This is a genomic window from Erwinia papayae (genome assembly GCF_058241465.1).
On sequence record NZ_JBZCHT010000013.1, the window covers coordinates 152,760 to 177,510 of the forward strand.

16 protein-coding genes, 1 pseudogene and 1 CRISPR repeat array are annotated in these 24,751 nt (G+C 52.2%); of the genes and pseudogenes, 5 read left to right on the forward strand and 12 right to left on the reverse strand.

Annotated elements, in window-relative coordinates; genetic code table 11:
- Positions 1 to 39 precede the first annotated feature (39 nt).
- Positions 40 to 402: a protein YacL gene (gene yacL, locus AC3RPL_RS16855; RefSeq protein WP_034937415.1), complete on the reverse strand. Its 363-nt coding sequence runs from the start codon at positions 400 to 402 to the stop codon at positions 40 to 42.
- Between the two features lie 577 nt (positions 403 to 979).
- Here yacL and AC3RPL_RS16860 point away from each other — a divergent pair.
- A complete protein-coding gene (locus AC3RPL_RS16860; protein WP_490740897.1) occupies positions 980 to 1,495 on the forward strand; it encodes a hypothetical protein in 516 nt (171 codons plus the stop codon).
- Between the two features lie 226 nt (positions 1,496 to 1,721).
- Positions 1,722 to 2,109: a CRISPR direct-repeat array (repeat unit 28 nt; unit sequence TTTCTAAGCTGCCTGTACGGCAGTGAAC).
- Positions 2,110 to 2,237: 128 nt separating this feature from the next.
- Here the strand turns inward: AC3RPL_RS16860 and cas6f are convergent.
- The 8 genes from cas6f to AC3RPL_RS16900 all read right to left on the reverse strand — a co-directional run bounded on the left by cas6f (position 2,238) and on the right by AC3RPL_RS16900 (position 13,095).
- A complete protein-coding gene (gene cas6f, locus AC3RPL_RS16865) occupies positions 2,238 to 2,792 on the reverse strand; it encodes a type I-F CRISPR-associated endoribonuclease Cas6/Csy4 (protein WP_490740898.1) in 555 nt (184 codons plus the stop codon).
- A gap of 8 nt (positions 2,793 to 2,800) precedes the next feature.
- On the reverse strand, positions 2,801 to 3,805 hold the full coding sequence (gene csy3, locus AC3RPL_RS16870) for a type I-F CRISPR-associated protein Csy3 (RefSeq protein ID WP_490740899.1): 1,005 nt from the start codon (positions 3,803 to 3,805) through the stop codon (positions 2,801 to 2,803).
- Between the two features lie 17 nt (positions 3,806 to 3,822).
- Entirely contained in the window at positions 3,823 to 4,773 is a 951-nt protein-coding gene (gene csy2, locus AC3RPL_RS16875) for a type I-F CRISPR-associated protein Csy2 (protein WP_490740900.1), read from the reverse strand.
- The gene (gene csy1 / locus AC3RPL_RS16880) at positions 4,770 to 6,116 is read right to left on the reverse strand and encodes a type I-F CRISPR-associated protein Csy1 (protein ID WP_490740901.1); all 1,347 of its coding nucleotides are present in this window, start codon (positions 6,114 to 6,116) and stop codon (positions 4,770 to 4,772) included. Before csy1 ends, csy2 begins: the two co-directional genes overlap by 4 nt.
- A gap of 438 nt (positions 6,117 to 6,554) precedes the next feature.
- Complete coding sequence (gene cas3f, locus AC3RPL_RS16885; protein ID WP_490740902.1) at positions 6,555 to 9,803, reverse strand: type I-F CRISPR-associated helicase Cas3f; 3,249 nt, start codon at positions 9,801 to 9,803, stop codon at positions 6,555 to 6,557.
- Positions 9,800 to 10,780, reverse strand: a complete 981-nt coding sequence (cas1f, locus tag AC3RPL_RS16890; RefSeq protein WP_490742073.1) for a type I-F CRISPR-associated endonuclease Cas1f — start codon at positions 10,778 to 10,780, stop codon at positions 9,800 to 9,802. Before cas1f ends, cas3f begins: the two co-directional genes overlap by 4 nt.
- A 366-nt stretch (positions 10,781 to 11,146) precedes the next feature.
- Entirely contained in the window at positions 11,147 to 11,635 is a 489-nt protein-coding gene (locus AC3RPL_RS16895; RefSeq protein ID WP_490742074.1) for a lysozyme inhibitor LprI family protein, read from the reverse strand.
- 317 nt (positions 11,636 to 11,952) lie between these two features.
- Positions 11,953 to 13,095 (reverse strand): Fic family protein, encoded by a 1,143-nt coding sequence (locus tag AC3RPL_RS16900; protein ID WP_490740903.1) that lies wholly within the window; start codon positions 13,093 to 13,095, stop codon positions 11,953 to 11,955.
- A gap of 296 nt (positions 13,096 to 13,391) precedes the next feature.
- On the opposite strand from AC3RPL_RS16900, the gene AC3RPL_RS16905 reads away from it, so the two are divergent.
- On the forward strand, positions 13,392 to 13,670 hold the full coding sequence (locus AC3RPL_RS16905; protein ID WP_490740904.1) for a hypothetical protein: 279 nt from the start codon (positions 13,392 to 13,394) through the stop codon (positions 13,668 to 13,670).
- 305 nt (positions 13,671 to 13,975) lie between these two features.
- Here AC3RPL_RS16905 and acnB read toward each other — a convergent pair whose 3' ends face one another.
- The gene (acnB, locus tag AC3RPL_RS16910) at positions 13,976 to 16,573 is read right to left on the reverse strand and encodes a bifunctional aconitate hydratase 2/2-methylisocitrate dehydratase (RefSeq protein WP_152542724.1); all 2,598 of its coding nucleotides are present in this window, start codon (positions 16,571 to 16,573) and stop codon (positions 13,976 to 13,978) included.
- A 298-nt stretch (positions 16,574 to 16,871) separates the two neighbouring features.
- On the opposite strand from acnB, the gene umuD reads away from it, so the two are divergent.
- From umuD to AC3RPL_RS16925, 3 genes and pseudogenes are all read left to right on the forward strand, one after another.
- Positions 16,872 to 17,306: a translesion error-prone DNA polymerase V autoproteolytic subunit gene (umuD, locus tag AC3RPL_RS16915; RefSeq protein WP_490740905.1), complete on the forward strand. Its 435-nt coding sequence runs from the start codon at positions 16,872 to 16,874 to the stop codon at positions 17,304 to 17,306.
- Positions 17,290 to 18,552 (forward strand): annotated as a pseudogene (umuC, locus tag AC3RPL_RS16920) (translesion error-prone DNA polymerase V subunit UmuC). The gene umuD and the pseudogene umuC overlap by 17 nt, the downstream one beginning before the upstream one ends.
- 212 nt (positions 18,553 to 18,764) lie before the next feature.
- Entirely contained in the window at positions 18,765 to 20,138 is a 1,374-nt protein-coding gene (locus AC3RPL_RS16925) for a glycoside hydrolase family 28 protein (protein WP_490740906.1), read from the forward strand.
- 305 nt (positions 20,139 to 20,443) lie between these two features.
- Here the strand turns inward: AC3RPL_RS16925 and AC3RPL_RS16930 are convergent, their stop codons facing one another.
- The gene (locus tag AC3RPL_RS16930; protein WP_490740907.1) at positions 20,444 to 23,578 is read right to left on the reverse strand and encodes an efflux RND transporter permease subunit; all 3,135 of its coding nucleotides are present in this window, start codon (positions 23,576 to 23,578) and stop codon (positions 20,444 to 20,446) included.
- On the reverse strand, positions 23,578 to 24,750 hold the full coding sequence (locus tag AC3RPL_RS16935; RefSeq protein ID WP_490740908.1) for an efflux RND transporter periplasmic adaptor subunit: 1,173 nt from the start codon (positions 24,748 to 24,750) through the stop codon (positions 23,578 to 23,580). Before AC3RPL_RS16935 ends, AC3RPL_RS16930 begins: the two co-directional genes overlap by 1 nt.
- Between the last annotated feature and the right edge of the window lies 1 nt (position 24,751).

Sequence of the window (24,751 nt, forward strand, 5' to 3'; positions counted from 1 at the left end):
GCGAGCCTGCTCTGCACCACGGCCCGCCGCCAGGGATCCTCAGCGTTCCTGTAAAAAAGCGCGCCAGGCAGCAATCACCGCAAGAAAATCTTCCACGCCGCAAAAGCACAGGCTTTCTTCGTCGTAATAGCGCATCCCTTCTTCCATTTCGTCCCCCTCAAGACTGAGCAGGTTTGCACGAATGATCACCTCTTCCTCATCCATCCACAGCGTATATTCGCGGCCCACCCGTTGCCACTGGCGCTCAGTGCCTTTTATCTCCGCTACGGCGTTTTCAACCTCATCAAGCAGCGTGAGATTATCTTCCACTTCTTCGTTAAACCAGTGCCCGACGGCTTCATGTCCCATCGACATGCGCACCTTCACCTTACCGGTAAGGTCACGTAAAAATTCGTATTCCATGCTGCTGTCCTCTGAACTGATTTCGCTGTTTCGCGCGTATTTTCCCTTCGGGGATTGGCGCTCTCTGTGAGATGGACAGCATTATCGCAGCACCGCACAGGAAAAACAGCGCTAAACGGCCCCGACTTTTGGAAGGAAGTCGAAAGCAGTAAGCCGTTACTAATTTATAATTCTCATCGCAGTATGCTCATGCTCTCACCGGTTAATCCTGCACGGTCAGATGTTATCTTCTCTTTATCGGAGAAAGATAAACCTGCTCAGGCCAGCAGCCATCAAACAACGACATTGATGCTACCTCCTGCCGGGCGTAAACCGGGTAATCACAGCGATGGATTACCCTGAAATCTGCTTGCCGTAAGCTCGAATCAGGCATGGGTAAAATTCAAATTTTCTCATCAATTCATCTGTAAGCCGCGCCACCCTTTTATTACCATCACCTCAACTAGTTTCCAGATTTAAATACTTTTAAAACATATATTTATTTTTATTTTTCTGTTTTTTTATGGCTACTTATAAAAACTGATTATAGTTAATCATGACTCTTACCCATGCCATAACAATACAGAGGAATTAACCTATGCATAATTCTCAGCAGTCAGTAACGATTGATTTGGCCGATTCCGGCATAAAGGGAGTTGGATTGAACCGTTTTCCTCAAGGGGTGTTGGCGAAAACACTCAGATCCTGCCTGCTTTCTCTGGCAGCCATTATGGGAGCTGGCGCATTCTTCAGCCAGGCGCAGGCAGCGGTATACGTCTGTAGCAACGACAGCTGTAGCAGCTGGAAAGCCATTACCCAGGCACAGCGTGACACCAAATCCACCGATGGAGAAAATACCACCATCCAGCAGACATTAAGTCAGTCAGCGGATCAAAGCATTACCAATGGGGCGAGCGATCCCACCATTGGCAACACCAATCTTTATCTGAAAAGCAGCCTGTGGCATACGGGTGGTTATGATCCCTTCCATGGGAAGCAACATGTCACGGTCTACATTTATAAATCCACCGATCTCAATAAACGCCTGAAGACCTGCCACGCTTTCTCATTTACTAATCCGGGCGGAAAACGTTATCACGCTACCTGTGAGTGATTATTAACTTGCTTATCCCGCAGACGCGTTCAGCCAGTGATTAAAATTTATTGAGTGACAAATATTTTTATCTGACAGCGCGGCTTGATGGTCATGCTGAGGATGATTACAGACGGGCATGGAAGCCCCAGACAACCAGCCTGGCGGATAGTCGGAAGAGTCATTTCCTTCCTTGTCAGGGCTGTGGGACGGTGAAATTGACGTTCAGTGTTTATATTCAGGGCCGTTTCTTAGCTGTCTGTGCAGCAGTGAACAACGGTGACCGGGATTATTTTTTGATGAACATTTTCTAAGCTGCCTGCTCGGCAGTGAACAAGTCAGTGCCGAAAGGTGGGATGCCTCCTGCTTTCTAAGCTGCCTGTACGGCAGTGAACATCAGCCCTACGCTGGTAGTGCTGGCCGTGCTTTTCTAAGCTGCCTGTACGGCAGTGAACGGACGCGGGCCAACGCCGAAATATGCCTGTTATTTCTAAGCTGCCTGTACGGCAGTGAACGGCACGCTCAGACTCTGAGATTTACGCATGGCTTTCTAAGCTGCCTGTACGGCAGTGAACTTCCGCACAATCAGCACGGTTTCACTCTCGATTTTCTAAGCTGCCTGTACGGCAGTGAACTGTTAGCAGTTAAATATAACCTTACGTTTTTAAGAGAAAAAAAGAGCAATCTCCCTGAAAACCCTTTTTTCACTTACCCTGCCCTGACCTTAGATATCAACAAGTTAAAAACAGTGTGAAAAAAAGGGTCAGAACCAGGGAACGGTTGCCTGTCCGCTCAGTCCATAGGCACTGAACCTGCCGGGAACGGCCTCGGCCACCAGCGGCCCCTGTTTAATAAACAACAGAAACTGTTGGCTACTCGACAGACTTTTCAGGCGAATAAAAGGCAGTGATAAACGCTGCTCATGCGCATCGGGAATGCGCATTTTTGCCTCATCTACGCTCAGCCAGCCTTTCTTCACCGAGCGCCGCCGCAGCCTCTCCGCACTGCTCTTGCACTGCACCCGGCTGACGGTACGGTACTGCGTTGTTTCCGGCACCGGCAAAATACCGCTGTAATCAATATGGTCACTTAACCCCTTGCGCCAGGAAACCGCTTCCAGTTCGGACAACGCAGCCAGACAACCATGCACTCGTACTCTGTCGCCAGGGGTATTTTTTGCAGCCGGAAAGCTCACGCCAATCCGCCCCTGTCCAACGCTACCCAGCACACGATGCAGTTTGGCAAACAGCGCTGTCATCAGCATCTCCGGGCTGAACTCAGGATCGGGAAGAATACGGATTTCAATATAATGATCCATAGCCACCCCTATTCACTTTTTTCACCAAAGACACCACCGCGGATCAGAACGGCCATTACATAATGCTGCTGCTCCGTTTCTGGCTTGATCCCTTTGGTCACCCAACCATCAAGCAGCGTGTAAAAATCCATTTTATCCTTTGGCTGGCGATACGCCCTGCCCCGACTGGTCACTGAACCATAAGGCTCTACCGCAATCGGTCCCAGCTCCAGCTCGGTGGCGGACGGATACCAGCTATCAATAGTGCGCAATGCGTTGCCGACTTTCTGTGAATGCAGCGCGGCACAGCCGCCAACCTGGTACAGCACTTTGCTTTTTTTACTGTTGCTGTCCAGCACCAGCTCCTGAGAAGGAAAGATCTCCTGCCCTTTTCCCAGACGCACAAAAGCATCAATGCTGAAAAAAGTGAAACCATCTCCCGCCAGTCCCTGTTCAATTTCCTGTGCCAGCTCTGCCAGATTTCCCGCAGGCTGGCTGAATTCACGCAGGCTCAGCTGGTCACTGTTAAATTCCCAGCGTTGGCTTTTACCCGTGACGCAAACTTTGATGTCATCCGCGCCAACCCGGTTGCGCCACAGGAAACGGGCATTCGCCAGATTTTCAGCATAGCGGCTGGCCAGCACGGACAATCCATGCTCACTGATATATCCGTTGATGATACCCGCCAGTTCTGCCTGATAGTGTTGATCGTTGCAGACAGAAGGCAGCGCAAGGTTACCCAGTACGCGCAGGGAAAAGCTGACTTTAAGCGTGTCGCAGTTAAAAGGCAGGGCCGCAACATCCACCCGTTGCAGATTAGCCTTCTGAATCTCGGCATCCAGTTTTCCCGGATCGCTGGCCGAGGCATTTTTGAGACGATTTGAAATCGTGCCACGTACCGCCTTTTCCTTTATTTCGATCGCCTGACACCGTTCTGGTTGCTGCCAGTCACAGGCGTACATCATCGCGTCTGAATTGGATAACTTGCGTTCAAAAGCCAGCACGGAAGCGGTTTTAATCGTTGATTTAGCCATTCTTTTATTCCTTTGCGTTATTCTTCATCAATGAATTCGTAAGTGTCATCGGGAGCAGACGATACGGAGCAGCAGCGATAGAGGCCATCATGATAGTCATAGCGCCACAGCAGCGTTTCGAGGTCAGTAATACGATGTAAACTTCGCCACTCACCTGTGCCGTAAATGGCTTCAACAAAGCAGAAAGGTAGGGTGGGATCGCGGGACTTCTCCACTTCGCCCGCAGGAAAGAGCGGCGATACCGACTTCCACCCCGTCTGGATGGGCACCAGCCAGCCGGGCTGGGGACGAGGGACGTAGCGCCACCGGGCTGACGTTTCCTCTGAGGTATTGCTCTCCCGATCGGGCGCTGAAGCTGACATTTTAAGCGCAGCAAAATCGAGCCAGGCATCGATCATTTCCACCTGGGGATTTTCCTGCTTCAGTGCCTGATAATGCTCTGCAAGATATGCGGAACGATCCACTAAGGCAAAACCGGGTAACAGAGGATACAACACGCGCCGGAGTGCACTCTGCTCAACCGGCCAGGGCATTACGCGGGCCTGGCTCATGCTGATGATGGTTCCCCCGGCCAGACGCTGGCTGACACACAGCGTCTGAAGATGAGCTTCCAGCGCTTTTGCACCATCCCGGCCATTGGCAATCGTCCCCTGACATTCAATTAATAAAGAAACCGTCATATGCATGCGTCCTTCTTCGTTAAAGGCCGCTGTTTTTGCTTCTCTGGTGAGCGGGTTTCGTGTCAGAGAGAAAAAGAAATCACGCCCGGAAGAGTACGCATGTAGCTGGTGCTGATGGCAGATCACCGCACAATTATCCAGCGTGAGTCCGTGACTCTGCTGCAACCTGCGTGAAAGCGCATGGGTATACCCCAGAAAATGGGAGATGGCAGGAAAACCCCACGTCAGCCCGGCGACAGCATTGGCATTTTCCACACGAAGATGCCGTAACAGGATCAGCGTTCTCATTGTGATTCCTCCCTGACAGCCTGTTCAAATTCGCCCAGCCGCTGCTTAAACAGGGACGACCATTCGCGTCGTTCCACCTCTGACACTTTCAGTTCATCATGTTTTAACTGCCGGTTGAGCCAGACGCCAAAATCAATGGCGATTTCTCTTTGCCATTCATTGCTTTCACGTTCTGCCCGAAACTGGCTGTCCTCTTTTGCCCGTCCGACATCCAGCCACAGCTGCTGTGAACGTTTCAACTGACACGCGTCGTCCGCGCTCCAACCGTGCTCCACGCCCATATTCTCTACTCCGGCGGCATAGCTGAAGAGGATATCGATAATTTCATCGGTGTATGCCAGTCGGCGATGGCGTATTTCCCGGTTATTGGGTGCATCTTTCACTCTCAGTAAGAATTCGCGCAGTTGCCAGATAGTGGAACGAGCCATCTGACTGAATTCACTGTAATGATTGAAGATTGATTTGTGCTTTGTGGGTGGCCTGGGCTGATTTTGCCAGCAAGGTGGGGCACATGAGAGCAGCCAGTTGCGTCCTCTGCGTACGCTGTTGAGATAAGAAATGTTCTGCGGTTTGGAGCCGCCTGGGTTTTGCGACGCCATATTGAGGTAGATGACACGCGGCTCTGCATGCCAGCGTTTCGCTTTGAAAGCCGCGTTAATCTCTTTGGCTTTATCCCTGAAACGTGCATCGGCAATCCGCTGATGCAGCGCATGTGCTAACGAAGAAGAAAACAGCGGCCCCAGCAGATGATAGTCATTTTCGCCCACCGGGAAATAGAGCTGTTTTGCCAGCTTGTGTGAGCCGGGCTGCTTATCCGTCAGTGCCTGCATAAAACCATTCACCCACTGCATCAGCTGCCCTTCCGTTTCTGCCAGCGGTGCCAGTGGGGAATAATCTCCACGACGGAGCGTTTCAATTAACGATTCGCCCTGATATTCAGTTTGCAATAATCTGGCGACGTCCAGAGCAGCCGCATTGCCTACGGCATCAATCGCCGGTTTGTGCAATGTGGCGGTGGAAAGGTAAGTGGAATCGTCTTCTCTGGCGGACGCATCGAACCGACTGCTTCCTCTGGCATCACTGTGGGTAAATTTCAGCGCATGGGTGACCAGGTTGATCTGTTCAGCCCGACTGGCCGCATCGGTCAGCCAGCTTTTAATTTCGTAACGTTGCTCAAGTTCACGCCGCTGGCTGGCCGTTTCCTGTCTGACCAACGCAATCTGTTGAGCATCAGTCAGATTTGTCAGCTTCTTTTCTGCCTCTTTATCGAATGCTTCCAGCAGCGGCTGTCTGCGAGCCTTTACATAACTGGTAATTAATAATGTGAATCCTTCATCCGGCATGGTTGGCTCCTTAACCCTATATTTCAATCAGCTATAATTTGTTTTTGTTAATCGTTATCGAAAACATTGAAAAATATTGCTGCTTTATGGCTGCATCTGATTCATCGTTCAGCACCACCTGACTCAGGTCAGATTTTTTAAAATAAAATACTTATTGTAATAACAGACAAATGCATCACCGGTCGGCGATATCACCTCATGACTACTAACCATAATCATGATTTTTATTTATTAAAAAATCTTATGAATCATTCTACTCATCGCTGTATTTCATGCAAGGTGATTTATTATGCAAAATTGAAAATAACTGGCTCATTGATTAGTGGCCTGGTAGTCCAGCCTCTTTGTTTGTAAGATTCACAAACTATCGTTCAGATAGCTTAGAAAATAATGATGATGTTTTGTCATCCTTTAACTGCCGCACAGGCAGCGGCGCACTCAGTCGAGTGCGCCAAACACGCCAAGCAACGGATGATAAAGCCACCGCTCATCACCTCGCTTTTCAGCCAGGTTGATTTCGCCAAACCGCTGGCTAACCTGCCGCAGCTCCATATGTAACTCATCCGCCAGCTGCTGATATACCGGCAGATAATCAACGGCTATCCACGGACTGACGCCGCTGGCAAAACGGAGTTCACAGGGCTGAAAATCCGCGCTGGCTTTCCACTGGCCGGGAACAACATCGGGAAACTTAAATAACGGCGAATCGCTTTCATCTTCCATCCACAGGCAGTACAACTCTTCAGGTGCCGAGCGCCGGAACGGCGTAATCCGTTGCTGCTCACCACTCCAGGTTGCCTGTTCCCGCCACCACTGTGCGGCGTAGTAATACCCCGGCCGCTCAGGTTTTATCAGCATGGCCTGTAAGGCAGTGTGCTCAAGTGCGGCAAGATTGGTTTCAGGCTGCTCATCATCACGCCGCTGCATACGGGGAATGGCGTTCATCACCTCATACTGGTATGGCTGAAGGATCTCGTTGAGATCGTGGCTGCGCAGTGGAAATCGGACAGATTCAAATCCTGGCCGACAGTAAGCCAGTTCAACATTTTTAAGCGCTTTGCGATTTTTTTGCAGAATCAGGAGATTGGCAGACTGGCACTCTTTCCGGCGATGGCGCTGAATACGCCCGGCAAGCTGGATCAGTGAGCGAACCGAGCTGGGTTCCGCAATCGCCCAGTCATAATCATGATCGCGCCCTACTTCCGCTACCGGTGAGGCCAGCACCACAAACAGGTGATGTTTTTCGGGAGTGTCAAAGATATGACCGACCTCCGAAGTCTGCCAGATAGCCTGTTCATCGTAGCGAGTCAGCGTGGCATCCAGACGTCGTTCAATCTGCGAGCGCATCGCCAGCGGGTGCTGGCTGTGATAAACACAATAGTGCAGGCGAAAATCTTCCGGGGCCGCCGTTTGCAGTAAACGCCTGGCGACCGCCACCAGTGGGTCGATATTTGCCATGCGGATCAGCCCGACCGACAGCGTTTTTCCTGATTTGTGGCGTTGATGATGACGGGTATGCAGACTGTGCATCGCTTTTAGCAGTTCTGCGGCCATACTGTCCAGCACGTCTTTTTCACGGGGCGTGGGCGGATTGACCGCCAGCAGTTCACCCCGTCGCAGAACCTCAGCGTCCTGTAATTTACCCACCCGCTTTTTGACAAAATCATCGTGATGCTGAACAAAGTTTTTGATCGCCGTAATATCATGATGCGCGCAATCATATTCATCAAACCAGGCACAGCAAATACTCACCGGCAGGTCTGGCTCACCGCAGGCACACTGATAATCCGCTCGCCCCGCACGGTAAGCGCTGAACAGCGCCTGCACCAGAGCAGGCGGCAGAGTAGCGGAAGAGAGCAGCACACGGCAGCCAAGCAGACCTGCCCAGTTCACCAGGCGACATAGCGCTGGCAGGTCGTTGTTATCAAAATCGTCAGGCTCATCCAGTACCAGATCGGCAGTTAACAAGCGCAGCATCGGCGCAATCTGCTTACCGCCACGAATCCCTTCCGTCGCCCCAATAAGATGATCGATAGTACTCACCAACACCGGCGCACTGATCAATTGATGCAGTTCAGGGGAGCGGCGCAACCACTGGCTTAAGCGTCCATCATCAAGCGCGCCATCGTAACGGACGTACTGATGTTCTGCGAAGATCGCCTCTTCAGCGTCATGGCTGTCATCAGAGGATATGGCGAGTTTTTTATTCCAGAAATCATGCAGCTGTCGTACCGGCTGCGAACCAATCAGCACCGCCAGATCGTCATCCTGTAGATGTAGTTTTTCTATGAGCGCCTCACCCGTTTGTAATGTCAGGGTACGCAGGCCAAGCGCAACGGAAAAACGGCATCCCTGTTTTTCATCCGCCAGCGCATACATGATGCGCGCATTAGCAAAAGTTTTACCACAGCCAGTGGAAGCCATATTGATGCCGAAAAATCCCTGTACCTTTGTCCTTTCACCTAGCGATGTTGCCAGTTCGAAAGCTTTGTCCTGCCAGCGAAAGCGCTCTTCTTTGCTGCGTTGTTTAAATCCTTTGTGTCGGGTAATGGCCGGTAAAGTCGTGCGCAACTGCGGCAGACAGCGGCCCAGCAGCAGAGCATTCTGGCTCACTCCAATATTATGCTCGTCAAGCTGTTGCTTTAACGCCTTTGTCTGCTTACAGGTGTTGGCCCAGATTTTACAGTCAGGTGCCTGCCAACCTGTCGTGGCGGGCAATGCGGAGTAGTGATGGTCGGCCAGCATCAGAACCAGACGCGCCATATGGCTGCTGAACCGGTGATCCAGCCCCCCAAAGCGGCTTAGTGAAGGTAATTTCAGCGCACGACCAGCAAATTTTTTCGCCTTTTCACGCCAGACTGCGCTGCGCAAAGGGGTGCCATGCGGAAAACGCCAGACGGCGGCCAGCTCCTCTTTTGTCCAGTTTTGCAGGTGGTTCGTCGAGTTCCACTCTGCCGTCAGCTGTCCGGTCAGCCAGTCTGACATCCGTGTGATATCTGGCGGATAGTCTGTATCCGCAGAGCAGGCGGGCAGGCGGTGATGAGAGAGGATCAACCACGCAACGGTGGTGGCGACTGGCGGTAAATTAATGAAGGGATTCTGATAAGGAGGATAGGGATCCTGGCAGAGGTTTTGCCATATTTGTTGCTCATCCTCCTCCGTCACCTGGCTGAGCGCGGTTAACCATTGCGGGTCTGTTTTGTTAGCCACCCATGCACAGAACAGGCGCAGCGATATCCATTCATGCCGCCAGGGCTGAAAACGTTTTCCTTCTCCCTTAAGTGTGTCCTGGAACAGTTGGTTAGCCTTGCCAAAATCATGAAACAGGCCCGCCAGTGCCGCCAGCAGGCTGATACTTTCACCACAGTACCACTGATTTTCACTGTGATTTTTCAGAATATCGCGTTCTGTGGTGTCAGTGGGAACCGCTCCCTGAGGATTAAACCGACGCAGATTGCCGACAATCCATACCAGCTCCGTTTGATTGCTGGATTTGATCCAGTGGCAGGCTACCGCCGTGTTACGCCGTGCCGTTTTCTTTAACAGCTTTCGTAAGGTATTCAGGCCTTCAAGGGTGATAGCTGTCTGCCAGGTTCTGTCCCCCTTACGTTCCGCAAACTGATCGAGGATACGCCTTGTTTCTGTCAGTGCCCGCTTATGACATTGTGAAACCAGTAGAATATTCATTTACCCGCCTTACTGAGCATTGCTGCACTGTTTTGCACTGTTTCAATCATCACCTCAAGCGCCTCCGCCTTTTGCAGACCACGAATGCAGCGTTGCCGAAATTCCTGCTCATCTTCTCCGGACATGGCAGCAATAAAAGCCTGCGGTAAAATCAGGGCGTCTTTAATCAGATCCGCCACATCAAAAACCAGTCCGCCACGTCGCGTTTTACCATGTAATACCGCCAGCCCGTGGGGTAAGCCAGTTACCCAACATGCCACGGCTGCCAGCCCGTAAGCCAGATAGTTGCCGTGATCGAGAAAACGATTGGCAGCGTCCACCCCGCCACCGCGTTTTGCTCGCGTGAAATCACCATAATTAACCGTCTGCGCGGCCAGTTTATAAAGAGCTTTGGTCATTACTGCTTCCTGCGCCAGCAAATCCTGCGAGTTCTGGCTTTGCGATAAACTCTTTTCAAATCGATCCAGCAGTATGGCTAGTTTCTGCGGTTCACAGGAGAACCTGCCTTCTCTTCTGATGATATCGGCAGACCAGTGCTGGCGAATCTGACTGATACGTGTTCGCTGAAAACATTTCGCCGCCTCAAGACGGCTGCTATCGTCAAACCAAAAACTCACCCACTGTTGCAGATATTCTGTAGGACGATATTCACTTTGTGATGTCAGCCAGGAAACGGTGGTTTCTGCTTCATTTGCTGCATATAAAGGCGTGCCGCCACCCCCGCAAAACCCCACCAGCACTCCTGCTCTGGCAAATTCACGCATTGCTGCCTGAGTGACCGAGGTTCCCGTCCCCAGCATAATTACCGTGGTGTTAGCGATGGGAATATTCCAGTAAAGCGACTGTTTTCCCTCTTCTGTGACATATTCAACGCGCCCGCCATTAACCAGCACCCGGCAACATTGCAAATAATAAATATTACTTCGTTTGGAATGTAATATGGTTTTCAGATCGGAGGGTTTAATTGATTCCAAAATAACTTTTCCTTGTACTGTTCTTCCTTATTGAGGAATCATAGTATGAATACTCATATTATTTTATCTGCGAGCTGACTTCCATTTCAGCAATCAAAGACGATCTGACCATGAATAAGGAAAAACTGTCGAAAAAACTTTTCTGAATAGCTGATATCATTCATAAAGAATGATGATATGCGCTACAGCTATATCATTCTGCTTTACCATATAGTGATGAAACAGTAAGGGGTATGATATCAGCTCGCCTCTGCGGTACGTAAACCGGGACTGGATCCTGACGCTACAAAAACGTACACCATGTACGTTTTTTAGATAAGGGTTTGCTATTTATCGATTATGATTAATGCAGTAAGAATTAACTGGATTTTACCCCTCTGAAAGATCGGGATGGACCATTCTGATTTCGTCTGTACGCCTTATTGCCATGTTAATCTGGCAGCTTAACGCTATTGCGCTATAGCCGTCGATGCCTTCAGCCCCGGCGCTGGCTGCTTTACAGTAGTCCTGACGATACTTTAACCAAAATTCCTGACTGCGGATAAAAGCGTCCTTCATCTCTTCTCTCTGTCTTTTTTCTCCCATCCACCACTGGCTGTAATCGTAATTTGAAATCTCTTTTAATTTATCCTGACAGGCTGTATTTAATTTTTCTTCTGTCATTTTACTTAGTAAACTCAGGCATTCACTGTCATCTTTTTTTAATATACATGCAGCAACTTTTTTATTTTCTACAATGCCACCTGGATTTAATTCAGCATAAACATTGATGGCGAACGTTGATAATGCCGCACCAAAAATACAATTAAAAAAAATATCTAACCATTTTTCAATTTCCTTATTTTTAGAACCTGTAATTCAGAAACAACTCCAGATAGCGGTCCGAAATACTAAAACATTCATTTCTAAGCTGCCTGCGTAGCAGTGAACCGCAGCGCCCAAAGCTTAACTCACCGATTTGAAGAGAAATTCGACACCGCCATCGCTAAAATATCTTCTTTTCCATCCAGTCAGAAATATCAATATTATCAATCGATGAGAAAATAAGTATAAAGTGTGTTACCGCCACGCTGCCTTCTCAAACACGCCTGCAAGTCGGGGCGCAATTATCCTTTAAGAACAGTAAAATAATCTTTCCTGCATCTGTCCAAAAACCGCAACAGAGAACATTAAAATCATAAATCAGGAATAAATCCTTCTTCCCGCAATATTTTAATCACCCCCCGTATCAAATACGAATTAGAAAACTTCACCGTATAACTACGAGCGCCCTCTTCTATTGGCTGAAGTAGTCCCCGTTCATTCAGCTTATTCAGTTGATAAGATATCTGCGAAGATTTCAGATTGGGCAAAACGGGGCGCAGATCGGCCGCTTTTATCGTCCCTGATTCAACAGCACGTTTCAGAACCTTTGATTCCAGAGGATTTATCAGCCCCCTCTCCAACGAGAAATCAATGGCCGGATACAGGATCTTTTTGCTCAGGAATGCGTGGTTTGTCAGCTGATCGACTTTTTTCAGCTCGGATGAAATCCCCGAGAGCACGTATAAGCACCATTCTTCCAGCCCCTGCTCTGTTCCTTTATCGGCTAACGAAAGCATGGCGTAATAGCGCTCACGATCGTTACAAAATACCGCTGTCGGATTGAGTACCCGGCCGCTGGTCTGAACATTAAAGCCATACTTGATAAGCAATGCATAAGTCAGCAATCTGACCGTTCTGCCATTACCGTTGCCAAAGGGATGTATCCAGCCAAAGCGGTGATGTGCCAGTGCAATCTTCATCAGATCATACTTTGGCTTATCGCTACGGTTAATAAAGGCGGTCAGTTCCGTCATATAATCAGGAACGCGGATGTGGTCGGGCGGTAAATGGTCAGACTGCGCGATGGTGACGTTATGTTGCCGATATGCACCGGGTGTTCTGTCGCCTTCCTGTTGCAGCCCGACTACTGCCAGACTGTGCAACTCGCGGATAAAATACTCCGTTATCTCATCGCCATCGCTCAGGTATTCGTCGATGTACTCCATCGCGGCTTCGATATTGTTGATTTCTTTGAGCTGATCCGTCGAACTCTGCGTTCCTTCAACCTTGCTTTCAACATAGTCGGCAAGCGTGGTGTGGTTTCCCTCAATCCTTGCAGAACCAAGACTCTCCAGCATGTGGAAAACGGTCTTTAACTGCGCAAACAGGATGGGGTGAACATCCGTTTCCAGGCGCAGATGCCGGAGTAACTCCAGTTCGGTTAGCGCATCGACCAGAAGGGAGTCAAAACTGGGATTCAGAAGCGAGAGTTCGAAGTGATTAAATTGAGCCATGATGTTTAGTTATCTCAACTCTTGCATGAGGTTATCTCAAAAATACAATAAAAATACTAACATAATCAATAAATCAGAAAGAAGGTAATTTTTTATTATCTCAAAATTCTTGTTTCAGGATATCAAATATAAGTTTGAAAGATGCTGAAAATGAGGGATATCGGGTTTTGTGTGCATGATGCAGTATGGGTGTTTTATCGTTGGCTTTAAGTGAGTGTTTAGCGCCACTATGTTTGAGCCTGATTCTACAGATAACACCCCTCTTTCCCCTGAGCACTGATTTTTCGGGAAGGCCCTTGCAAAAACAAAGCAATTTTTGTGGAGCATTCCCGAAGGCGCTGTTTATGAGAAATATGTTATTGATTAAATTGAATTTACAGTCTGGTTTCACCTGGATTTCTGACTGCCTGTATGGTAGTGAATGTTTAAAAAGCGCCGTCCCGACTACAGAAAAGTTTCTAAGCTGCCTGTGCGGCAGTGAACAGCGTCATGCCGCGCGAGGTGAAAAAACGTTCTTTCTAAGCTGCCTGTGCGGCAGTGAAGCGTGGCGCATAAAGCTTAACTCACCGATTTAAAAAGAAATTTGACCGCAATCGCTTAAATACCCTCTTTTCCATCTCCTTAAAAATCCCATTTTTTATCAGTCGGTTAAATTTGCAGTAAAAAAAGGGTTGTTTCCATCACCCGATTTTTCTCTTTTCAACATGCGATAATCGCTGAACAGACAATGACCGACGCAGCTCTGAAGCGTTTATAAAATCAGCTTCCGCCCCGGAAACAGACAAAAAAATCCGGGAAAAATAATTCCCGGATTTTCAAAACACAGATTGCGTCAGACTGCTTTTGCATCACCTGAGCGCGCAAGCTGCCCTCAGGCTTCTTACACCGCCGTCTGGAAAATAACGCCGTCAGCTTTCTCGGTATACTGCGCCAGCTGGTCGAAGTTCAGATAACGATAGGTATCCACCGCCGTCTTATCAACCTGATCCATAAACTGCTGGTATTCGTCCGGCGTGGGCAACTTGCCCAGCAAAGAGGCGACCGCAGCCAGTTCAGCAGAGGCCAGGTAAACGTTAGCACCGTTACCCAGACGATTCGGGAAGTTACGGGTTGAGGTGGAAACCACCGTCGCTCCATCCTTCACCCGCGCCTGGTTGCCCATACAGAGTGAACAACCCGGGATCTCAATACGCGCACCGCTCTTACCAAAGACGCTGTAGTAGCCCTCTTCCGTCAGCTGCGCCGCGTCCATCTTGGTCGGTGGTGCCACCCACAAACGGGTAGGCAACTGGCCCTTATGGCTGTCCAGCAACTTACCTGCCGCACGGAAGTGGCCGATGTTAGTCATACAGGAACCGATAAAGACCTCATCGATCTTCTCGCCCTGCACATCAGACAATACGCGGGCGTCGTCCGGATCGTTCGGCGCGCACAGAATCGGCTCTTTGATTTCCGCCAGATCGATATCGATCACCGCGGCATACTCCGCATCCGCATCGCCTTCCAGCAGTTCAGGCTCGGCCAGCCATTTCTCCATGCCCTGAATACGGCGCTCCAGCGTACGGCGATCGCCGTAACCTTCAGAGATCATCCACTTCAGTAGCACAATGTTGGAGTTGAGATATTCAATAATCGGATCTTTGCCCAGCTTGATGGTACAACCCGCCGCAGAGCGCTCAGCCGACGCATCAGAAAGCTCAAATGCCTGCTCGACTTTCAGATCCGGCAGACCTTCAATTTCCAGGATGCGGCCAGAGAAGATATTTTTCTTACCTTTCTTCTCAACGGTCAGCAGACCCTGTTTGATGGCATACAGCGGAATGGCGTGAACCAGATCGCGCAGGGTGATCCCCGGCTGCATTTTACCTTTGAAGCGCACCAGCACCGACTCCGGCATATCCAGCGGCATCACGCCGGTTGCCGCCGCAAAGGCCACCAGCCCGGATCCTGCCGGGAAAGAGATGCCAATCGGGAAGCGGGTATGGGAATCCCCGCCGGTGCCCACGGTATCCGGCAGCAGCATACGGTTCAGCCAGCTGTGGATAATGCCGTCGCCCGGACGCAGCGAGACGCCGCCACGGTTCATAATAAAGTCTGGCAGGGTATGGTGAGTCGAGACGTCAACCGGCTTGGGATAGGCTGCGGTATGACAGAAGGACTGCATCACCAGGTCAGCGGAGAAGCCAAGGCAGGCGAGGTCTTTCAGCTCATCACGGGTCATCGGGCCGGTGGTGTCCTGAGATCCCACAGACGTCATTTTCGGCTCACAGTAAGCGCCAGGGCGGATACCGTCAGTCCCACAGGCGCGGCCGACCATTTTCTGTGCCAGAGAGTAGCCACGGCTGCTTGCAGCAACATCTTTCGCCTGGCGGAATACGTCACTGTGCGGCAGGCCAAGGGATTCACGCGCTTTGCTGGTCAGGCCGCGCCCGATGATCAACGGAATACGACCACCGGCACGAACTTCATCCAGCAGCACTTCGGTTTTCAGCTCAAAGTTAGCCAGCACTTCACCGGTTTCATGATTCAGCACTTCACCTTTGTACGGGAAAATGTCAATCACATCGCCCATATTCAGCTTATCGACATCGACTTCAATCGGCAGCGCCCCGGCATCTTCCATGGTGTTAAAGAAGATTGGCGCGATTTTCCCACCCAGCACCACGCCGCCGCCTTTCTTGTTCGGCACGAACGGGATGTCTTCCCCCATAAACCACAGCACCGAGTTGGTGGCAGATTTACGTGAGGAGCCAGTACCGACCACATCACCGACATAGGCCAGAGGGAATCCCTTTTCCTGCAAGGCTTCGATCTGCTTAATTGGGCCAATATTGCCAGCGTCATCAGGCTCAATACCTTCACGGGCGATTTTCAGCATCGCCAGCGCATGCAATGGGATATCAGGGCGGGACCAGGCATCAGGAGCGGGAGAGAGGTCATCGGTATTGGTTTCGCCGGTGACTTTGAAAACGGTAACGGTAATTTTTTCGGCCAGTTTCGGGCGGGAAAGATACCAGTCGGCGTCAGCCCAGGATTGCAGAACCTGCTGAGCATGCGGGTTGCCAGCTTTGGCTTTTTCTTCCACATCGTAGAAGCTGTCAAACATCAGCAGCGTGTGGCACAGCGCTTTGGCCGCAATCGGAGCCAGTTTTTCATCGTCCAGCGCGTCAATCAGCGGATGGATATTGTAACCGCCCTGCATGGTGCCCAGCAGCTCTACGGCTTTTTCCGGGGTAACCAGAGGGGAGCTGGCTTCGCCTTTGGCGATCGCCGCCAGAAAGCCCGCTTTGACGTAGGCAGCTTCATCAACACCCGGTGGGACGCGGTTAATCAGCAAATCGGACAGGAATTCTTCTTCACCCGCTGGCGGGTTTTTCAGCAGTTCAACCAGCGCGGCCATTTGGGAAGCATCTAACGGTTTAGGAACGATCCCTTCGGCTGCACGCTCGGCAACGTGCTTACGGTATTCTTCTAGCACGACGTTCTCCTCGCTCACATTGTAATGGCTACCGGGCGCCCTCAGGTTCACCGCGAAGTGATTTGCTCATTCTGTAGGGTAAAGCGCCCGGTTCCGCGTGGGCCAGCATAGCAGGATTTCCTGCTGGTGTTAATCTGTTTACAAAAAAGCAACATTATTTGTCGTCGCCACGGCGATACTCCTGAGAAAACTAAATTTCGCGCCACATCAACGCGTTCAGATTTTGGCTGGCGAAGGGGCTTGCTCGAGTACGTTGCGCGTAATACTGTATATAAATACAGTTAAAGGAGTGTCAATCATGCCAGTAATAAGCCGTCCGTTGATCCATCAGACTCTGCACTTACCACTTTATCTTGAACGGGTTCCCTGTGGTTTTCCCAGTCCGGCACAGGATTATGTCGAGGACGCTCTCGATCTGAACAACCTGGTGGTAAAGCATCCGGGTGCGACTTACTTTGTCAGAGTCAGCGGTGATTCGATGCTTGGCGCAGGTATCAGCGACGGCGACCTGCTGGTGGTGGATCGCTCTTTGTCAGCGGAACATGGCGACATTGTGGTGGCGGCGATAGCGGGAGAATTTACTGTCAAAGAGCTTCGTACCAGGCCATCCGTGCAACTTATTCCTCACAACAGCAACTATTCTCCGATGACTTTTCAGGATGAAGAAGAGCTGGAAATATTCGGCGTGGTCACCTTCACATTGAAATCTAATAAACATGTACGCACTTGTTGATGTTAATAATTTCTATGCCTCCTGCGAGACTATTTTTCGTCCGGACCTGCGCGGCAAACCGATAGTGGTCGTCTCGAATAACGATGGCTGTATTATTTCGCGCTCGGCGGAAGCAAAAGCGCTGGGCATTAAGATGGCGGCCCCTTATTTCAAAATAAAAGAGGCGCTCCGCCAGCATCAGGTGACGGTTTTCAGCTCGAACTAAGCCCTGTATGCCGATATCAGTCATCGTGTGATGCTGACCCTGACCGAAGCAGCCCCCGCCGTTGAGGTTTACTCTATCGATGAAGCCTTTCTTGATATCACCGGCCTTTCCCATTGCCTTTCCCTGACCGCCTTCGGGCATCAGTTACGTAACCAGGTGCTGAAAAACACCGGACTGACGGTCGGCGTGGGGATGGCCCCCACCAGGACACTGGCGAAACTGGCTAATTATGCGGCAAAAAAGTGGCCCGGATTCAGAGGGGTTGTCGATCTGTCCGACCCTCTACACCAGCAAAAACTGCTGGCCAGAGTACCGGTAGAGGAAGTCTGGGGGGTGGGTCGCCGCCTCAGTAAACAGCTGCATACACTGGGTATCGAAACCGCCCTGCAACTGGCGGGCACCAGTCCCTCGTTGATTCGTAAAAACTTCAGTGTTGTGCTTGAACGTACGGCGCGTGAGCTGCGTGGTGAATCCTGTCTGGCATTTGATGAGCTGATCCCGGCCAAACAACAAATTATCTGTAGTCGTTCTTTTGGGCATCGCATTACCCGGTATGACGATATGCATCAGGCGGTCTGCACTTACGCCGCGCGCGCCGCCGAAAAATTACGGGCTGAGGAGCGGTTTTGCTGTGTCATCAGCGTATTTATGCGTACCAGCCCCCATGCCGACAATGAACCGTTTTACGCACCGCAGGCCAGCGGTCGGCTGGCAATCCCTTCTCAAGATACGCGTGACATACTACGTGTCGCCATCAATTCACTGGACAGGATCTGGAAAGAGGGTTTTCGCTATATGAAAGCAGGCGTGATGCTGAGTGATTTTTTCAGCGAGGGCGTAGCGCAACTCAATCTTTTTGAGGCACATCAACCCCGGCGCAACAGTCATGAGTTGATGCAGACCATCGATGAAATCAATCGTAAAGGCCGGGGCACGATATGGTTTGCCGGACAGGGCGCTGAGCACAGCTGGGCAATGAAACGCGACATGCTGTCACCCGGTTACACCACGCGCTATGCCGAATTGCCGGTGGTTAAATAGCGAGTGCCGGAGAGATCGCCGGGGAATGCTGCTGAACCGCTATCTGCCACAGATTTTAAACCGCTGCGAGTGAAAAACGACGCCCGGCCATTTTGTCCATCTGGCGCACATTTTTGAACACCCTGTGCTAAATCCGTGCTTTTGCACAATAGTGCTGCCCGTGTGGATGTGCTGGAGTCAACGTCTGTTCAGAGGAGGAGGCAAAGAGAGGAATGATGAACAAATCGCGGCTGACGTTATTCTGTTGTGGAATGCTGTGCGTTTGCGTAGCGCAGGCTGCGCACTGTTTACCGGAAACATTTGCGGGTAAGGCCGATGGCAAAACGCTGAATACCGGCGCTATTCAGCAGGCTATCCAACAGTGCGCCGAACGCGGTGGCGGCACGGTTTACCTCTCTTCCGGCGTCTGGCTGAGCGGACCGTTACAGTTACAAAACAATATCACCCTGCAAATAAGCAAAGACGCCACGCTGAAGGCCAGCAATCAGGAAGGGAAGTTCATAGCGGCGTTTATTGGCCGTCCGGCACAGCGTAATGAGGCCTTTATCTTTGCCAGTAACGTCCGCAACGTGGTGATTAACGGCGGGGGCACCCTCGACGGCGATGGCGAAAAAAGCTGGTGGCCTGAAGCTCTCCAGATTCGGGCGGAAGTGCGTAGCGGTAATCTACACGTCTTCCGCGATCGCTTTCCCGGCGTCCCTCTGGCAAACGGTGTACCGCGTCCGTGGTTTATTGAATTTAACGCGGTGAGCGGCGGCCGGATTGAACAGCTACATCTGACCAACTCACCGATGTGGAACATTGTCATCCGCAACAGTAAACATATTGATATCCATCAGGTAAAAATCAGCAATCCCGTCACCTCGCCCAATACCGACGGCGTGGATGTGGTGTCGTCGCGCGACATCACGATGTCAAATATGGATATTCATACCGGCGACGATAATATCGCCATCAAATCCGGGCTGATCCCTGGCACGGCTGCGCCAGCGCAGGACATCACCATCAGGGATTCGGTTATGCGTGACGGACACGGTATCTCCGCTGGCAGCGAAACCGCCAATGGTATTGGTCGGGTCACCATCAGTAATGTCACCTTCCTTAACACCGAAAACGGCATCCGCATAAAATCAGCACGCGATCGTGGTAATTATATTGGACCGCTGACGGCCGATAATCTGACCATGACCGATGTGGCGACGCCTGTTCTGGTCACCAGCAGCTACAGCGGGCAGTCCGGGGCGGCGGGCCACACGCTTACCAGTGCCATTGAGCACGCAGCAGTGACCGCATCCACGCCCAAAATTCGTGGTATCCACATTTCGAATCTCAGCGCCACCGGTGCCAGCCACGCGATGATTTTCAGCGGCCTGCCGGAATCGCAGGTGCAGGATGTGGTGCTTAAAAATATCGATATTGCAGCAAAACAGGGGGTGCAGGCGCGCTACGTTAGCGGCAGTGGACAACATGTGCGGATCAGGGTTGAACAGGGACCGATTGTTGCGCAAGGCCCGCAGGCAGCGTTAGCCCTGAGTCAGGACGTAACGGCGTCAGATGCCACGGGTGGTAATGCAAAGCAGCATTGAGGCAGAAAATCACGCTGACAGGCTGCGGTTAAGGGTGGTGATAAAGGTGCTGCCCACAGCTGGCTCTTCTGGTTCACTGCCGTGCAGGCAGCTTAGAAAAGAAATAGCCGTGTACAGCAAGTGCTGAAATCGTTCACTGTCGCACAGGCAGCTTAGAAAGCTTTGGGCTGTGTTACCGGGGCGGTATTGCGTTCACTGCCGTACAGGCAGCTCAGAAAAACGCCTGACGGATTTACCTGTGTAAGGGGCCAACGGCTGAAATCACCATTATGGCCCCCTTCTCTTACACGAAGCCGATGTGGCTGTTACTCATCCTCATCTTCTTCATCGCGGGGTTTTCCGGCAAAACGGTTACGCACCAGCACAAAAAACACCGGCACAAAATAGATCGCCAGCAGGGTCGCCGCCACCATGCCACCAAATACCCCGGTGCCGACCGCGTTCTGCGCACCAGAACCTGCACCAGAGCTGAGTGCCAGTGGCAACACGCCAAGGATAAATGCCAGTGACGTCATCAGAATCGGACGCAGACGCATACGCGCTGCCGTCAGCGTGGCTTCCACCACGCCCTTCCCTTCCTGCTCAATCTGATCTTTGGCAAACTCGACAATCAGAATGGCGTTCTTCGCCGACAGGCCAATGGTAGTCAGCAGCCCGACAACAAAATAGACATCGTTATTCAGGCCACGCAGCAGGGTTGCCACCAACGCACCAAATACGCCAAGCGGCACCACCAGCATCACCGAAAAGGGAATCGACCAGCTTTCGTACAGCGCAGCCAGGCAGAGAAACACCACAATCAGCGAAATGGCGTACAGCGCAGGCGCCTGCTCACCGCTCATCCGCTCCTGATATGACATGCCGGTCCAGTCATAACCAATACCAGAAGGCAACTGCTGCGCCAGCTGCTGCATCAGCGCCATCGCTTCACCAGAGCTTTTGCCAGGCGCAGGCTGCCCCAGAATTTCCACCGATGACAGGCCATTGTAGCGTTCCAGCCGCGGCGAGCCGTGTACCCATTGCGCAGTGGAGAAGCTGGCAAAGGGCACCATCTTGCCGTTAGCGGCCCGCACATACCAGTTGTTAAGATCCTCCGGCATCATGCGATACGGCGCATCACTCATCACGTAGACTTTTTTTACCCTACCGTGATCAACAAAGTCATTAATATAGCTGCCGCCCCAGGCGCTGCTCAGTGTGGTGTTAATGTCGGAGAGATCCACGCCCAGCGCCGTGGCCTTTTCCTGATCGATATCCAGCTTATATTGCGGGCTGTCCTCCATGCCGTTTGCACGAACTGCCACCAGCGTCTCCGGATGCTGGCGCGCCAGAGCCAGCAGCTGGTCGCGGGCCGCCATCAGCTGGCCGTGCCCCAGGCTTGCCCGGTCGGTCAGTTCGAAATCGAAGCCGGTCGCATTGCCCAGCGCGATAATCGGCGGCAGGTTAAAAGCCACCACGTTGCCATCCATAATGCGACTGAATGCCTGTGCCGCACGGCTGACAATGGCATCAACCCTGTTCTCGTTGCCGCCACGCTGCGACCAGTCTTTCAGACCGATAAACGCTATCCCCACATTCTGCCCGCGTCCGGCAAAACCAAAACCGTTAACCGTCAGCACGTTCTCAACGTTATTTTTCTCCTGATGCAGATAGTGATCCGTCACCTGATCGAGCACCGCCTGGGTACGTGCCTGGGTGGCTCCGGCAGGCAGAATCGCCTGGGTAGCCAGTACCCCCTGGTCTTCCGAAGGCAGGAATGAGGTGGGCAGACGCAGAAACAGCACCGCCATTGCCGCCACAATCACGCCATAAATCAGCAGATAGCGCCCGCTACGGTTGAGCATTCGGGCCACCGAATGGGTGTAATGCCCGGCGCTCTGGTCAAATTTGCGGTTAAACCAGCCAAACAGTCCGCGCGGTTGCTGATGTGTTCCCGGCTTAACCGGTTTGAGAATGGTCACGCAAAGAGCAGGCGTCAGGATCAACGCGACCAGTACCGACAGCACCATCGCGGAAACGATGGTAATCGAGAACTGACGATAGATAACGCCGGTACTGCCGCCAAAGAATGCCATCGGCACAAATACCGCAGAAAGTACCAGCGCAATCCCCACCAGCGCGCCCTGTATCTGTTCCATCGACTTACGGGTGGCAGCTTTTGGCTTCAGCCCCTCTTCGGCCATCACCCGCTCAACGTTTTCCACCACCACAATGGCATCATCGACCAGCAGCCCAATCGCCAGCACCATGCCAAACATGGTCAGGGTGTTAATGGAGTAGCCGAAGGCGCTGAGAATACCAAAGGTGCCAAGCAGCACCACCGGCACCGCAATGGTTGGGATCAGCGTCGCCCGGAAACTTTGTAAAAACAGATACATGACCAGGAACACCAGCACGATGGCCTCAAACAGCGTCTTGACCACCTCATCAATCGAGATGCTGATAAACGGCGTGGTGTCATAGGGGTAAACCACCTTCAGACCTTGCGGAAAGTAGGGCTTCAGCTCATCAATTTTTGCCCGAATCGCTGCGGCAGTATCCAGCGCGTTGGCCCCGCTCGCCAGCTGGATCCCCAGCGCCGATGCCGGTTTTCCATTGATTTTCACCACAAAATTGTAGTTCTCACCGCCACGCTCAATACGGGCCACGTCGTGCAGCCGTACCTGTGAGCCATCACCGTTGACTTTCAACAGAATATTGCCGAATGCCTCCGGTGAGGTCAGGCGGGTCTGGGCAATAATCGACGCGTTAAGCTGCTGCCCCGCCACCGGCGGCGCGCCGCCCAGCTGCCCCGCCGCCACCTGGGCATTTTGTGTCTCGATCATGCTGATGACATCCACCGGGGTCAGCTGGTAGTTATTCAGCTTATTGGGATCGAGCCAGATGCGCATGGCGTACTGTGAACCAAACAGGGTGCTGTCACCCACCCCGTTGATACGGCTGATGGGATCTTTCAGGTTGGTCGCCACATAATCAGCAATGTCTTCCATACTCATCCGGCCGCTTTCATCGACAAAGCCGGGCACGAGGAAAAAAACGCTGGAGGATTTCCGCACGGTAATCCCCTGCTGCTGGACCTCCTGCGGCAGCAGGGGCGTGGCGAGTTGCAATTTGTTCTGCACCTGCACCTGGGCGATATCTGCATCAGTGCCGTTTTCAAACGACAGCGTCAGTTGCAGCGTGCCGGAAGAATCACTGGTGGAGGACATGTACATCAGGCCATCCAGCCCACTCATGTTCTGCTCAATCACCTGGGTCACGCTGTTTTGCAAAGTGGTGGCATCCGCACCGGGATAGGTGGCACAGATTTGCACAGCAGTGGGGGCAACATTGGGATATTGCTCAACCGGCAGCTTAAGGATCGAAATCCCACCGGCCAGCATCACAATAATGGCCAGTACCCAGGCAAAAATGGGCCGATCGATAAAAAATCTGGACATCAGTCAGCGGTTCCTGTTGACGGAGAGGATGAATCGGAAGCGGCGACGGCTTTCACCGTCATGCCTGGCCGGGCGCGCTGTAAACCGGAGATAATCACCCGTTCACCCGCCCGCAGCCCGGCGGTCACCCGCCATTTATCGCCGACAGCCTGTGACACCTGAATCGCACGAACGGATACACGGTTGCCGCTGTCCACCACCATCGTGCTGGCATCGCCGCGCGGCGTGCGCGTTACCGCCTGCTGGGGGATCAGTAGCGCACCGGGATCGCGGCCTTCTTCAAGGCGTGCGCGCACGAACATGCCGGGCAACAGCTGATGATCCGGATTGGGTATCACCGCACGCAGCGTGATTGAGCCGGTGGTTTGATCAACAGTGACATCAGAAAATGCCAGCGTGCCGGAATGGGGAAAAAGTACGCCGTTGCCGGTCACCACACTGACCCGCACCTTGTCCGTTTGTTGTTGCAGACGTCCGGCGGCCAGTTCCTGATGCAGATGCATAAACGCCTGTTCCGACTGGGTGAGGTCGACATACAGCGGATCAAGCTGCTGCACCGTCGCCAGCGCATCAGATTGTGCGCTCTGCACCAGCGCGCCTTCGGTGACCGAAGAACGGCCAATGCGCCCACTGACAGGCGCGGTGATGGTGCTCCAGCCCAGGTTGATACGGGCGGTTTCCCGCGCGGCTTCAGCCACCGCCACTGCCGCCTGAGTTTGTGCAACGGTGGCCTGAGCCTGATCAAAGTCCTGTCGGCTGACGTACTGCTTGCCGGTCAGTGAGCGGTAGCGATTCAGCGTGACTCTGGCAATTTGCGCTCTGGCCTGCGCTTCAGATACTGCCGCGCTGGCGTTGTCATAGCTGGCCCGGAACGGTGCCGGATCGATCTGGTAGAGCGTCTGGCCGGCAACCACATCGCTGCCCTCAGTAAAGGCGCGTTTTAAAATGATGCCGGATACCTGAGGCCGCACCTGCGCGACCCGGAACGCCGAAGTGCGTCCGGGTAGCTCGGTGATAACCGGTAAATTCTGGCTGACAAGAGTAAGCACTTTCACTTCGGGCGCATCCTGCGCCTGAGCCGTCGGCCCTGAGGATTGATCACAGCCGGTTAACGTTGAAATAACCAACGCGCATAGCAAAGCCAGAGGCTTTATTGCCACATTTTTGGGCATT

Excerpts from the sequence above, each read along its gene's own strand:
- yacL (WP_034937415.1), bottom strand. The coding sequence starts at position 402 with ATGGAATACGAATTTTTACGTGACCTTACCGGTAAGGTGAAGGTGCGC.
- AC3RPL_RS16860 (WP_490740897.1), top strand. The coding sequence starts at position 980 with ATGCATAATTCTCAGCAGTCAGTAACGATTGATTTGGCCGATTCCGGC.
- cas6f (WP_490740898.1), bottom strand. The coding sequence starts at position 2,792 with ATGGATCATTATATTGAAATCCGTATTCTTCCCGATCCTGAGTTCAGC.
- csy3 (WP_490740899.1), bottom strand. The coding sequence starts at position 3,805 with ATGGCTAAATCAACGATTAAAACCGCTTCCGTGCTGGCTTTTGAACGC.
- csy2 (WP_490740900.1), bottom strand. The coding sequence starts at position 4,773 with ATGAGAACGCTGATCCTGTTACGGCATCTTCGTGTGGAAAATGCCAAT.
- csy1 (WP_490740901.1), bottom strand. The coding sequence starts at position 6,116 with ATGCCGGATGAAGGATTCACATTATTAATTACCAGTTATGTAAAGGCT.
- cas3f (WP_490740902.1), bottom strand. The coding sequence starts at position 9,803 with ATGAATATTCTACTGGTTTCACAATGTCATAAGCGGGCACTGACAGAA.
- AC3RPL_RS16900 (WP_490740903.1), bottom strand. The coding sequence starts at position 13,095 with ATGGCTCAATTTAATCACTTCGAACTCTCGCTTCTGAATCCCAGTTTT.
- umuD (WP_490740905.1), top strand. The coding sequence starts at position 16,872 with ATGCCAGTAATAAGCCGTCCGTTGATCCATCAGACTCTGCACTTACCA.
- AC3RPL_RS16925 (WP_490740906.1), top strand. The coding sequence starts at position 18,765 with ATGATGAACAAATCGCGGCTGACGTTATTCTGTTGTGGAATGCTGTGC.
- AC3RPL_RS16930 (WP_490740907.1), bottom strand. The coding sequence starts at position 23,578 with ATGTCCAGATTTTTTATCGATCGGCCCATTTTTGCCTGGGTACTGGCC.
- AC3RPL_RS16935 (WP_490740908.1), bottom strand. The coding sequence starts at position 24,750 with ATGCCCAAAAATGTGGCAATAAAGCCTCTGGCTTTGCTATGCGCGTTG.